Consider the following 13,064-nt stretch of genomic DNA (forward strand, 5'->3'; position numbering starts at 1 on the left):
ACATAATTAGATTTTAAGCAAGAATTAATTTCCGCCTTAAACGACTTAAGGTCTCAGGAGTCATACCCAATAGCGAAGCTAGATATTGTAAAGGAATGAGATTGAATAGCTCCTTATTATGTTCAAAGTAAAACTTGTAACGCTCCTCAGCAGTCATGGACAAATGTGTAAAAATCCTGTCTTCCATGGCTATAAAGCACTTAGCTATAAATAATCTTTCCAAAGTACTCCAGGAAGATATATGTGAACTTAAATTAGCATAGTCTTTAGCATCCAGGCTAAACAACTCTAGCTCATCTAAAGCCTGTATATGAAATCTCGAAGGCTTACCGAAGATCAAAGATCCCATTTCTGTTATAAAACTCCCTGGTCCTCCAATCCATTGCGTCACTTCCTTCCCGTCCACCTCGGCAAAAACCCGGATATAACCTTTTCTTATAAAGGATAAACGGGAACATAACTTGCCCACCTTAACTAAAAACTCTCCCTTCTTGATCTTTTCAGCAAAGAAAAAACTTTCCAATTTCTCTAAATCCTGAGAAGAAATCTCATCAAAATATCCTTTCAGATAAAATTGTAGTTCTTGCATCAACTGGGTATAAATTTAACTTTGTCACCAACTTTTAGGGGAGTAGGAGGCTGCATATCCTTATTAAACAAAGGAAAATCTGAATAACCTAAGATATGCCACCCACCCGGACTGTCTTGAGGGTATATTCCGGCTTGCACACCGCCAATGGCTACAGCCCCTTTCTTTACCACTCTTCTAGGAACTGCCCTTCGTGGAGTATGTAATTCCTCCGGAAGCCCGATCAAGTAAGGAAACCCGGGAGTGAAACCTATCATACCTACAGTGTACTCCACTGAAGAATGGATTTGTATCAATTCCTGAACTGAGAGAGATTTACTTTTTGCCAATTCTTCTAAATCCTCCCCGGTATAAAGGACTTCTATTTCCCAACGTTCAGATGAAACAGCTACTTTACTTTCAATATTATAGTCCCTATATCCTATTAAAATTCTATCTATTACATCATTACTTACAAAGCGAGAAAACTCTATTGCCACACCGCTGAAAGAGGGGATGATCTCAATAACATTTTCTTGATTCAAGCTTTCCAAATAGCTCATCCATCTTTGCACCTCTTCCACCCTAAATATGGATTCACTTAGGGCCATGTAGACAGTTCGCTCTGAAATACGCTCAAAGTTCATTTAAGTCAAAAATAGGCAGTTGACAAGCTTGATTCTCGCACACAAATAAAGCAGTTTTTGCTAAAAATTTGTCATGGAACAAAGGTAACTGACTCTCCTTTTCACCAGCCAATATCAAGGTAGAGGATGTCTTCCTCTTAATTTTGAGAACTTCTGCCCACCACATTGCCTCAGGTCCAGTTATAACCCATTCTATCTGAGGTTCACTCATATAGAGGATTAAATCTACCCAATTACTCAGCCACTGTGCATCCTTCAAGGTCATGGGTTGAATTTTAGCCACCATATCTTCAGCTATCTTGACATATTCCCGCTCTGCTAAATACCTTCCCCCAAAATACAATGCCTTCGCCATCATGGAATTAGAAGATGGAATGACATTGTCATAGATCTCCTTCTTCTTAGCTATTAATCTTTCCGCTTGGCTATCCGTATAAAAGAAAAATCCGTCCTCAGGATCGTAGAAATTAGCTAAAACATAGTTTATCATTTTCCTTGCCTTCTCCAAGTAAGTCTCATCAAATGTATGAGAATAGACCTCTATACTAGCTAAAATCAAACTGGCATAATCATCCAGAAATCCAAGAATCTTGTCGTTTTTCCCCAAATGAAAACACCCTAGTGCTTCCTCACCATCTTCATTTTTACAAAGAAAAGTATGGCTTGCCAACAAATAATCCATCAAGTCCTTCGCCTTATCCGGTTCAACCCCCATTAAGCCATTGACCAACAAAGCATTCCAAGAGGTAATCAATTTATTATCCAAACCTGGACGCACACGATTTTCCCTAATTTCAAGCAATTTTTCGTGCGATTCCTTAATTTCTTCCCAATTCTTTGGCCAATGTTCTAAGTGCAAAATGTTTTTACCGTCTTCCCAATTGCCTCTTTCAGATATACCATACTCATTCAAAACCTCTGTAGGGATGCTAGCCAACTTCAATTCTTCTTCAGTCCAGACATAGTATCTCCCTTCTTCCCCCTCTGAATCAGCATCTAAAGCAGCATAATAACCTCCTGAGGCTACCTTCATTTCACGATCTAACCACTGAACCGTCTTTCTACAAGCCCAATCACTTATAGGAGTAGGATATTGCTGATGAAGTGCCAATAATTGGGCATTATCGTATAGCATCTTTTCGAAATGCGGCACCATCCAATATGCGTCAGTAGAATACCTGCACCAGCCCCCGCCTACATGATCAAAAATCCCCCCTAATGTCATTCTGCCCAGCGTAAAGTCGTAGTGTTCTCTGAGAGCATCATTCTCCGTGAACTGCGCCAAATGCGCCACCATCTGCCATAATGAAGGCATAGGAAACTTCGGAGCCCTATCCATTCCACCCTCAGACACATCAAAATGAGCAGAAAGGTTTTCAGCCATTTGACTGGCCTCTTCTTTCGTATAATATATTTCTGATGATGTTTTAGCGAATTTTATAAGTTCGTTATTTTGAAGACTATTCCTAAAACCTTCTCCGGAAGCCTCTACCTCATCTCTTCTTTCAGTAAATACTTGCAGCAAACTTCTCAACACACCCATCCACTTTTTTTTCGGGAAATAAGTACCTCCATAAATGGGCTCTCCTGTAGGCAGAAGAAAGACATTCAGAGGCCAGCCACCTTGTAAACCCATCATATGAAGAGCATCCATATACAAATGATCCAGATCAGGTCTTTCCTCTCTATCCACCTTTATATTCACGAAGTGTTTATTCATAAGTTCTGCCACCTCATGATCCTCAAAACATTCCTTTTCCATAACATGACACCAGTGACATGCGGAATAGCCTATGCTGAGCAAGATTATTTTATCCTCTTTATGGGCGGAGTCTAAGGCCTCCTGGGACCATGGCCACCAATGTACCGGATTATCCTTATGCTGTAAGAGGTAGGGACTGCTTTCGTCTTTTAATCTATTCATGAATGATCTTTTGTGTATAATAAGTCTTCTTTCCTTTAACGGATAAGAAGAGCAGGGAAGGAGCATTTTTAGGAAGCTCCAATTCCCCGGCTTTTTGATAACTAATATTCTTTGTAAGCCACTGCCTACCTAATTCATCTCTTAGTTCCAGCGTTCTTTCCTCGTCAATGGAGCTTTGAATCGTAAAATGAACCTTCTCCTTCCCTGGATTTGGATATACTGTCACCTGCATAGTTTCCGGCTCATTTCCGCTCACTACATCCAAAGGGAATTCGCACATAAAAACCTCATATCCTTTTAATTTTATTGCAGTAGACCAATTTCCATAGCGTACTACCAAAGCATTTTCCTGCTCAGCAGAACTCGCCCAGGGCTGATGAGCTACCACCAGGATCTTTCCATCTTTGATTACGCCTCTCCAAATTGGTTCCTGAGTATCTAAATGCTCCCTTGCTGACATAGGTTTAACCAATTGATAATCACCCTCAAAGAAATGCTTATATTGAGCTAACCTATAAAGTCCCTTCATAAAATAATTATAGGGAGCATAGGAGGGAAGTGAGGGTTCTTGATCCCATAGCCATAACCCTTTGGCACCAGAAAAAAATGGGAAAATGGCCATGGCCTCAGACATCCATGACTTTATGTTTTGGCCCACGTAGCGGGGAGTATAAGAATATTTGTTCCAAAGAAACACCCACTGATCCTTAGTAGACCAAGCGGCGTTTGACTCTATTTGGAACATAAGATACGCTAAATAATCACCTGCAAACAGATGAGGATAGTCGTAATAGAAATAGGCATTAGGACTTAATATGTCCATCTGATCATAAAACGCTCCTCCAGCCTTATTGCCATCCCTACACAGAAAGTTCAACAATTCAGGATCTGTTTGCCAGCGCTCCCAGGAAGGGCCGGTCAGATTTGTAAAAGTATTAAATATGGGAACATCTCCATATGCCGTAAATATTCTGGCTTTAACTTTAGACTTAATGTATTTTGCCGCTTCGGCATAAAGATCCCTCATTGATTTTTGATACTGTTGCACAAAGGCGTCATCAGATAGATTCCTGAATTCCTGAGGGACAAAAGCCATTTGTTTCAAAGCCACAATGGAATCTCTGGATTTATGATGCATTTCAATGTCCAGACAAAACACATCCACCTCTACGCTACCGTCATTCAAGCTGGCGAAATAATCTATCTCACTATCCCATTTCTTCTTATATTCATTCAGATCATTCCCGAATGGGGATTTGTGTGTACCCCACGGTTGACCACTTGAAGCAACTCCATAATAGATATACGCCTTTCTGGTGCTTGGCAATGCATGAATTCCATTTGGATGCGCAGCATGAGAGAACCCTCTGGAAAAGAAGGGATCAGGATAGAAGATCCTAGGAGTTCCGGCATAAACGATAGAGAAAGGTAAGGAAAACTCAGGAAAAAGATCCCAACGCAACTCATTATCAGAGGCCGTAAAAGGAAATGGCAGCTCCTGGACACAATCCTGAGCCTTTACTCCCTGAACAAAAAACAGTAGTATTCCTAAAACTAAGCATTTCCTCATTAAATTTGTGAGCATCTTAAACGTTATAGTACAAATCAAACTCAAAAGTACTTTGAAAAATTTTGTTTTAATTTCATTTTTTGCGCTAATTTTCTTGGCTTGTGAAGATCCTAATGTAGGGTCAGAGGATGCACCTAAAAAGGAATTGATCAGCAAACGCTCTTGGCAGTTGGATAAATATACCACAACTTCCGGTAATACCATTAGTGATGGACAATTGAACTCCGCAGCAAAGATGCTTTACGGCCTAGCCTTTACCTTTAGTGCAAACGGCTCCGTGCAGGGTCTGGATAAAGTGAGTAAGAATATCATCAACAAAGGCGTATGGACCATAGAAGAAGACGATACTACCTTGGATATTGACATTGACGGATTCGAAGGGGAATTTGAAATTGTCCGTATTAACAATACCTCGATGGTTTTAAAAGCCAAAACTGAAAACCACTTAATAGGTGTAGGCCCTGAGGTGCAACTGGTATTCTCTGAGTATAAACTATGAAAATAGATCCCATCCGATTGATTTTTGGCCTCAAGCTAAAGCAATTTCGATTGGAGAAGGGATGGTCTCTACAAGAGCTCTCCGAGCGTGTAAACATTTCCCCTTCTTACTTGAACGAGATTGAGAAGGGGAAGAAATATCCTAAAACAGAGAAGATTGTAGAATTAGGCCGAATCCTTGGCAAAGACTACAATGATCTAGTCTCCACTGATCTGAAAACGGTTTTAGGCCCCATGGGTGAGATCATGGGCAATAAGTTCTTCACCGATATACCCTTCGAATTTTTCGGAATAAACCCCTCTGACATCATAGGCATGATGGTAGAAGCGCCGGTCAAGTTTGCAGCGCTGATCAACACTTTAATAAAGATTGGACGCAGCTACAATGTTAGTGTGGAGAAGCTGTATTTCGCCGTTCTACGCTCTTATCTAGAGATCCATAAAAACTACTTCCCGGAGCTTGAAGAAGTGGCAGAAAACTTTATGCCGGACACGGAGATTACAGAAGCCGTACTTAAGAAGTATTTGAGAATTGAACATCAGATCAGCACAGACCTCTTTGATCCTCAAAAAAAGCCGGCATTAGCAGGTTTGAGAACCATTCTGCTTCCTAAGAAAAGAAAACTTTTCCTGAACACCCACCTATCTGAAAAGCAAAGATTATACGGATTAGCACGTGAATCCGGATTTCGTCACATGGGCATCAAAGCACGACCCCTAACCTCCACCTGGGTGAGTGTACATTCCTTTGACGAAGTTTTTAACAACTTCAAAGCTTCCTACTTTGCTGCCGCACTTTTGGTACCTCAGCAAACCTTGGTCAGAGAATTCAGAAGATTCCTTCTGGATAGCAAATGGAATGCAAAACGCTTCTTCCAGATGATCGACCAATTCCCGGTATCAGAGGAAACGGTGTTCTACCGCCTCTTCTCCATTTTACCCGTTCATTTCGGCTTAGAGAAACTATATTTCTTGAAATTCCAGTCGGTAGACGGTAGACCCCAACTGATCAAAGAAATTCACCTGGTAGGACAGCATGATCCACAGGAAAACCGAAATGAAAACTACTGTAGAAGATGGCCGGGCATTAGCATATTAGAAGAAGGAGAGGAGCGCAAACTAAAAACCCAGATATCCAATTTTGAACATCTGGGTCATAGATATTTTGAAATTTCCCTGGTCAAAACTAATGCTGACGGCAAAAAGGAAAGTATCACCTTAGGCATAGAAATGGAAGAGACCATTCATTCTAAGATCGCATTTCTCGAAGATTTGAAAGTTGCCCGTAAAGAAGTAGGACAAACCTGCGAAAAATGCCCCCTATTTGATTGCCGAGAGCGTGTTGCAGCTCCAAGCGTGCTGTATAGACAAAGGCAGATGAATGAGATCCAAAAGGCGATAGACAGCTTAAACTAGCTCTTCCGCTTCTACAGATTTCACTTCCGGTATCATGGTGGTCAACAATCTCTCTATTCCAGCCTTCAAAGTCAAGGAAGCTGAAGGACAACCGCTACATGATCCCTGTAATAAGACCTTCACCGTGCCGCTTTCTTCTTCAAATGAGGAGAAGTTAATGGCTCCACCATCAGATTCAACTGCCGGACGAACGTACTGATCCAAAGTAGACTTGATCTTAGCTACTACCTCTGAATCACTTCCCTGAACAATCAACGTATGTGAATCAATGGTTTTCTGCGCAAATACCGGATGATTTTCATCAAAGTAGGTCTTGATAAACTGACGAACATCTCCCAATACATCATCCCAATCTATATCTCCTCTCTTTGTCAAAGTGATGAAATTAGAAGAGATAAATACACGCTCCACAAAGTCAAACAGAAATAGATCTGAAGCTAGGGGAGAAGCTTTCTTCTCGTCAAACGTGGATGCCTTTGTAGGATAATCAAAAGATAAACCTTCAGGCACGATTTCGTAATTCAGCACGAATTTCATGGAGTTAGGATTAGGACTCAACTCCGTATATATCATGGTGTTCCTTTTCAACATTTTATATAGTCTTATTAATAGATAACACGCTGCAAGGCATAAAAGTTTAAATAAAAAAAAAGAGGTCAAAGACCTCTTTTCCTCCCCTAAAGGATTATTTCTTACGCTTCAGCTGTAGGAAGTACGTGTACGAATGATTTTCCGTCACGACCTTTCTTGAAGCTGATGATACCGTCAGTTAAAGCGAACAAAGTATGATCACGACCTAAACCTACGTTTTGACCAGGATTGTGTTTTGTTCCACGTTGACGTACAATGATGTTTCCAGCAATCACAGACTGCCCGCCAAAAAGTTTCACGCCTAAACGCTTACTTTCCGACTCACGACCGTTTTTCGAACTACCGACGCCTTTCTTATGTGCCATTGTATTCTAATGTTTTAAGATTCAAAAATAATTATGCACCAATGATTTGGTTAATTTGAACTTTCGTCAAAGCTTGACGGTGTCCATTTTGCTTTTGGTAACTTTTACGTCTTTTCTTTTTGAAAACAATTACCTTCTCACCTTTAAGGTGTTCCAAAATAGTGCCTTTCACTGAAGCACCTTCTACAGTAGGAGTACCTATTTTAACTCCGGCTGCAGATTCAACAAGGAGAACCTTGTCAATAACAAGCTCAGCGTTCGCTTCACCTTCCAAACGATTGGTGTAGATGTAACGACCCTCTTCAACTTTAAATTGCTGGCCTGCGATCTCTACGATTGCGTACATAATGATTGAAATTTATTTTTTTGAGGTGCAAAATTAACCAAACATCATAGAATAAACAAATGTTTTGCTAAAATTTACTGTAAACCAACGATATATTTAAACTAATCTTTTAGTTATTATCATTTCTTCTCTTTATCTTTGCTTAACAGATACTTACAAAAAATGAAAAGGCAATTATTCCTCCTCCTTTTAATATCCTTCTGCACACAGGCACAAAAGTTTACTTTCATAGCTAGCAATAAAGAATATAATGAATATGAGCAGCTACCTAAGAATACCCGATTAGATTCCGTCCAAGCTCAAAATAGCATCAATAACAAGATCTTAGCTTTTAGTACCCGACTCAAACGCGATTTGCGACAGATCTCCTGGGAAGCTTTAAACGTATTCAGGCCTAGTATCACAGTATTTGTAGAATCTATTGACCTACATAAACCTCACCATATCATTTATTATATCACTTATCAAGACACCACGGTAAAGAATACCTACAGATCTATGTACCTGAAATTAGTGGATGAAAAATGGCATGCTGATATCCAAAATGCAATCACTCACAGCTTAAAAGATTATTCCTCTTTACCTCCCCAATCTATTCATACCGTTTCCTTAACCTACACCAAAAAAGATTTCAAAACCTACATCAGAAAATTTGATCCCTCAACTACCACAAGTCTTGAATTAGAAAATTTTGGCCTGACTGAAATTCCTCAGGAGGTATTTGCCTTCAAGAACTTAAAGAAACTAAGTTTAAAGGATAATTATATAAGTAAGGTTACAATCCGAAAAAAGGATTTCCCCCATCTTGAAAATTTGTCCCTCCAGGGAAACCTACTTAACGAAAAGTCCGGCAAATTTTGGAACATTAAGATCTTAAACCTCATTGACAACCAATACGAAAGCCTGCCAAAAATCGGTAAGAAAACTGATCATATTTTATTGGCCACTAACTTCATAAAGGAACTTAATAGAAAGGATATCAAACGTCTCAAGAATAGCTCCAATGTCAATTTATATCTTAACCAATTAACTTATTTGCCTAGGAGTATTAAGAAATTAAAGAAGACGAAAGAAATAGACCTGTATAGAAATCAACTTCAGGAAATACCTAAGGAAATTATTAAGATGAAAAACCTGGAAACCTTAGCCATCTCTTATAACAAACTGAACAATTTGCCAGGCAATTTACACAGTATGAGCAACTTAAAAACACTATATGCTCACCACAATCATCTTGAACATTTGCCCTCCTTGCCCCCAAACCTGGAATTATTAGACCTAGGTTTTAATAGATTAGAAGCGGTGGATCAACCCATCAAAACCTTGAAGAATCTAAAATCAGTAGAACTTGCGGGAAACAAAATAACAGGTAACATAGATTTTATTTTGGACCTTCCAAAACTTGAGGAAGTATACATTTGGAACAATCCTATACCTGAAGACCTATTGTTAAGACTAACGGAAAAACTACAAGCAAAACAGGTCACTGTAAAATGAATTTATTTACTTTGCAAAAAAAGTAAACTATGCAGCAATACCAGGATCTGCTTCGTCATATTCTCAAAGAAGGTACTCAAAAAACAGATCGAACCGGCACGGGAACCCTTAGCGTTTTTGGCTATCAGATGCGTTTTGATCTGAGCAAAGGCTTCCCTTTGGTAACCACTAAAAAACTACACCTGAAATCCATTATCCATGAACTTTTGTGGTTTATCAATGGAGATACTAATATCAAGTACCTGAAGGATAACGGTGTTTCCATCTGGGACGAATGGGCAAATGAAAATGGAGATCTTGGTCCGGTATACGGTAAGCAGTGGAGAGCTTGGAATGATGAAATTGACCAGCTTAAAGAGGTAATAAACACCATAAAGCACAATCCGGACTCCAGAAGAATGATTGTATCTGCATGGAACGTGAGTGATCTTCCTAGAATGGCTCTGATGCCTTGTCACGCGCTCTTCCAATTCTATGTGGCAGACAATAAGCTTTCTTGTCAACTTTACCAAAGAAGTGCAGACGTGTTCCTAGGCGTTCCCTTTAATATAGCCTCTTATGCCTTATTGACTATGATGATTGCGCAAGAGTGCGGTTTGGAACTGGGAGATTTCGTATGGACAGGAGGTGATACGCACTTGTACCTGAATCATTTGGAACAAGTCAATAAGCAGCTAGAAAGAACCCCTAAGGCATTACCTATTATGAAATTGAATCCGGACGTGAAATCAGTGTTTGATTTCAAATTTGAAGACTTTGAACTAGTAAATTACGATCCATATCCGGGCATCAAAGCTCCGGTAGCGGTATGAAAAAACTCCTTATTTTCTTTATATTCTGTTCCAAAGTAGCTAGTGCTCAGTATAAGGTGGTACAGGAACATCAAATTCCTGCTCCCACGGCTTCCGTTCATGCATCGACCCTGGTTGAACTACAAAATGGCAACCTCCTAGCGGCTTGGTTTGGCGGGATAGAAGAAGGAGACCCTTCTGTAGGCATATACCTTAGCAGATTTAATGGAAAGGTCTGGTCAGAGGCTGAAGAAGTAGTTCTACCCTCCCAAGCAGGTGACACTACCTATCCATGCTGGAATCCGGTTTTAGTCAGGAATAAAGAAAATACCCTATTTCTGTATTATAAAGTGGGGCCAAATCCTCGAGAATGGTGGGCGCAGGTGAAAACCTCTAATGATGAGGGGAAAAGCTGGTCAGAAGCCAGAGACTTACCGGAGGGTCATATGGGGCCCGTAAGAGTAAAACCGGTCATGTTAGCAAATGGAGACTTTCTATATCCTTCTAGTACAGAAACCCCGGAAACGGATTATTGGTCGGCTCACTTTGAAGTCTCAGATAATGAGGGTAACAACTGGCAAATGGTTCCGATGGATTGTGACACCTTTCAGATCATTCAACCCACCATATTGGAATTTTCAGAAGGAAAAATGCTGATGCTTGCGCGAAGTAGACATAATAGAGTGATAGCAGCGTATTCCCACAATTATGGAAATTCGTGGACTAAACCTTTTGCCACGAACCTACCTAATCCTAATGCTGGGATTGACGCAGTAAAAGTGGGGAAAAACAGGTTCCTCATGGTTTACAATCCCCTGCTTGCAGGTAAAAACTGGTGGGAGGGGAGAAGCAAACTGGTTTTAGGCTCTAGTCATGACGGATTAGATTGGAAAGAGATTCTAACCTTAGAGGATCATGAAAAAGGGGAGTTCAGTTACCCCGCGATAATTCGTACAAAGGACGGTAAGATCCATATTTCTTACACCTATGACAGGAAATTCATAAAACACCTCATCCTTACAAATTAAGGAAGTCTTGATAGGTAGCCTGCATGAGGACTTTTCCTCTATCTAAACTTTTAGTTATTAGCCCTTGCTCTCCTTGTAACAGAATTCTACCTACGTTATCGTATACTACTTTCTCTTTTCCTATATACCCAAATCCATCATTGAAAACATAGAAACCCCAACCCGGAGTTCTGCTATCTAGAACATTTTTGCTCCATTTGAAAGGAGAGTCTGAAAGCGACAATTGGCCTAAAACTGTAGCGCAAAGGTCAGATTGATTCATTACTTTGTGAATTACTCTTGAATCCTTAATCACTCCTCCCGTCCAAAACATAGGAACACGGAATGCCGCAGTTTTATCCTCTTTCTCCGGCCATTTATGACCTCTATTTCCTATAATTATAACCAAAGTATTCTCCCACCAATCTTCCTTTTGGGCCCCTTCCAGAAAATTCTTCAAACTCATATCTGCGTAATTAAGCGAATTATAGTACTGAACCTGTGAAGAATTCTCATTCCATTTACCAAGAACAGGAATAGCATAGGGCTCATGAGTAGACAAGCTAAAAACAGAAGTAAAGACCGGTCGACCATTCAAATTCTTCAGATCAGCTAATACACGTGCATATACCAAACTGTCTGGAGCACCCAGACCTGTGCTCGCACCAAAATCTTCTTTTAAACTGATCTTCTCAAAATCTCCCTCAAAAAGGTATGACCTCAATCCCAAAAAGTCCGGTTCACCTCCATAATAAAAGTGAGTTGCATACCCAATTTTGGAAAGAAAACTACTTAAATTCTCTATTTTATCTATTTTTTCCGAAAATTCAATTAAAGCTTGTTTAGGCTGAGCCGGATATCCACTTAAGAGGCTCACCACATTTTTATCTGTTCTATCAGAAGCCGCATACACTTCCGGGAAGTAGACCGACTTACCTTTTAACTCATTCAAAAATGGGGTTACAGCTTCCCCATTGTAATGAAAATCCAGAACATTCGCACTTAGGTTTTCTACAGAAATAAGAAGGATATGAGGTTTCTTATGATTAACTAGCTGAGTTCTGGTCCCCCCTTTAGCAAATAAGGAATCTAAGGTTCTTTCCACCATTTCCCTGGGATAAAAAATGTAGGGATTATCCTTAATGCTCGCTTTTTTTAAGAGAGAGGAAAAGAAAACCCAAGGGGCATTGAGAGCTGAAGCATTCGCGAAGGCATTTTTCGAGAAATATACGGTACTTTGACGCAGAGGTGTTTTTCCCCATCCTCCTCTTAAAGGGAGAATCAGCAGGGCACACATCAGGAGGCCGTAAATGATAAAAGGAAAGTTTTTGATCCTTTTCCAGTCGTATATCTTGTTTGCTACAATCCTATAAACCACTATGCTGCCCACAGCCAGAATAAAGATGTAGCTAATCAAAAGCCGCAAAATAGGAGAATTTTTGAGCGATATGTAGGCCGCTTTAGGACTATTTAAGAATTTAAGAGGAGTACTATCTAAGCGGAAATTCCAAATATTGTATACCTCTAAATCTGAAACAACAATAAAGTTGGTGATAGTTAATAGAATAAAGGTGTAAGAGAATATAGTGTTCTGGAATACAGATTTGTTAAGAAAATTACTGAAAGTAACCCATAAAAACGGGAAAATGGAATAATAAGCCGCCATGGCCAAATCCATCTTAAAGCCAAAATAGAAAATGCCAAAAAGCAATTCCAAGGTGAGATCCTTAGTCTCGTCTATATGATAGGTGAGAAACAGGATGCGGGCAAAAAGAAAGACAACCACCCAGAAGCAATAGTACAGAAGCAAAAAACGTAGCCGTTCCCGCATTTAAATTTTACCT

The 13,064-nt window shown here is 39.9% G+C and carries 13 protein-coding genes; 5 read left to right on the forward strand and 8 right to left on the reverse strand.

What is annotated here, in order from left to right; genetic code table 11:
- Nucleotides 1-13: 13 nt before the first annotated feature.
- The 4 genes from LBYS_RS04325 to LBYS_RS04340 are packed head-to-tail and all read right to left on the reverse strand — an operon-like array spanning nucleotide 14 to nucleotide 4,709.
- Entirely contained in the window at nucleotides 14-589 is a 576-nt protein-coding gene (locus LBYS_RS04325) for a Crp/Fnr family transcriptional regulator (RefSeq protein ID WP_013407672.1), read from the reverse strand.
- Nucleotides 589-1,215, reverse strand: coding sequence for a 5-oxoprolinase subunit PxpB (gene pxpB, locus LBYS_RS04330; RefSeq protein WP_013407673.1), 627 nt, complete (start codon nucleotides 1,213-1,215; stop codon nucleotides 589-591). Before pxpB ends, LBYS_RS04325 begins: the two co-directional genes overlap by 1 nt.
- Nucleotides 1,205-3,139 (reverse strand): thioredoxin domain-containing protein, encoded by a 1,935-nt coding sequence (locus LBYS_RS04335; RefSeq protein ID WP_013407674.1) that lies wholly within the window; start codon nucleotides 3,137-3,139, stop codon nucleotides 1,205-1,207. Before LBYS_RS04335 ends, pxpB begins: the two co-directional genes overlap by 11 nt.
- Nucleotides 3,132-4,709, reverse strand: coding sequence for a T9SS type A sorting domain-containing protein (locus LBYS_RS04340; protein WP_013407675.1), 1,578 nt, complete (start codon nucleotides 4,707-4,709; stop codon nucleotides 3,132-3,134). The genes LBYS_RS04335 and LBYS_RS04340 overlap by 8 nt, the downstream gene beginning before the upstream one ends.
- Nucleotides 4,710-4,761: 52 nt before the next feature.
- Here LBYS_RS04340 and LBYS_RS04345 point away from each other — a divergent pair, with 52 nt between their 5' ends.
- On the forward strand, nucleotides 4,762-5,208 hold the full coding sequence (locus LBYS_RS04345; protein ID WP_148225765.1) for a hypothetical protein: 447 nt from the start codon (nucleotides 4,762-4,764) through the stop codon (nucleotides 5,206-5,208).
- Entirely contained in the window at nucleotides 5,205-6,623 is a 1,419-nt protein-coding gene (locus tag LBYS_RS04350; protein ID WP_013407677.1) for a helix-turn-helix domain-containing protein, read from the forward strand. Before LBYS_RS04345 ends, LBYS_RS04350 begins: the two co-directional genes overlap by 4 nt.
- On the opposite strand, the gene LBYS_RS04355 is transcribed toward LBYS_RS04350, so the two are convergent.
- The 3 genes from LBYS_RS04355 to rplU all read right to left on the reverse strand — a co-directional run bounded on the left by LBYS_RS04355 (nucleotide 6,615) and on the right by rplU (nucleotide 7,925).
- Nucleotides 6,615-7,214: a NifU family protein gene (locus LBYS_RS04355; protein WP_013407678.1), complete on the reverse strand. Its 600-nt coding sequence runs from the start codon at nucleotides 7,212-7,214 to the stop codon at nucleotides 6,615-6,617. The two genes, LBYS_RS04350 and LBYS_RS04355, sit on opposite strands and share 9 nt — an antisense overlap.
- 101 nt (nucleotides 7,215-7,315) lie before the next feature.
- The gene (gene rpmA / locus LBYS_RS04360) at nucleotides 7,316-7,579 is read right to left on the reverse strand and encodes a 50S ribosomal protein L27 (protein WP_013407679.1); all 264 of its coding nucleotides are present in this window, start codon (nucleotides 7,577-7,579) and stop codon (nucleotides 7,316-7,318) included.
- A 31-nt stretch (nucleotides 7,580-7,610) separates the two neighbouring features.
- Entirely contained in the window at nucleotides 7,611-7,925 is a 315-nt protein-coding gene (rplU, locus tag LBYS_RS04365) for a 50S ribosomal protein L21 (protein ID WP_013407680.1), read from the reverse strand.
- A 162-nt stretch (nucleotides 7,926-8,087) separates the two neighbouring features.
- On the opposite strand from rplU, the gene LBYS_RS04370 reads away from it, so the two are divergent.
- From LBYS_RS04370 to LBYS_RS04380, 3 genes are read left to right on the forward strand one after another with little or no spacing between them, the layout of a single operon-like run.
- Nucleotides 8,088-9,422: a leucine-rich repeat domain-containing protein gene (locus LBYS_RS04370; protein ID WP_013407681.1), complete on the forward strand. Its 1,335-nt coding sequence runs from the start codon at nucleotides 8,088-8,090 to the stop codon at nucleotides 9,420-9,422.
- Nucleotides 9,423-9,451: 29 nt separating this feature from the next.
- Nucleotides 9,452-10,234: a thymidylate synthase gene (locus LBYS_RS04375; RefSeq protein ID WP_013407682.1), complete on the forward strand. Its 783-nt coding sequence runs from the start codon at nucleotides 9,452-9,454 to the stop codon at nucleotides 10,232-10,234.
- Nucleotides 10,231-11,241: a sialidase family protein gene (locus LBYS_RS04380; RefSeq protein ID WP_013407683.1), complete on the forward strand. Its 1,011-nt coding sequence runs from the start codon at nucleotides 10,231-10,233 to the stop codon at nucleotides 11,239-11,241. The genes LBYS_RS04375 and LBYS_RS04380 overlap by 4 nt, the downstream gene beginning before the upstream one ends.
- On the opposite strand, the gene LBYS_RS04385 is transcribed toward LBYS_RS04380, so the two are convergent.
- Nucleotides 11,231-13,051 carry an LTA synthase family protein gene (locus tag LBYS_RS04385; protein WP_013407684.1) on the reverse strand — a complete coding sequence of 607 codons (1,821 nt, stop codon included), beginning with the start codon at nucleotides 13,049-13,051 and terminating at the stop codon, nucleotides 11,231-11,233. The genes LBYS_RS04380 and LBYS_RS04385 overlap by 11 nt on opposite strands.
- Nucleotides 13,052-13,064 lie beyond the last annotated feature (13 nt).

The organism is Leadbetterella byssophila DSM 17132 (genome assembly GCF_000166395.1).
Taxonomy (GTDB): Bacteria; Bacteroidota; Bacteroidia; order Cytophagales; family Spirosomataceae; genus Leadbetterella; species Leadbetterella byssophila.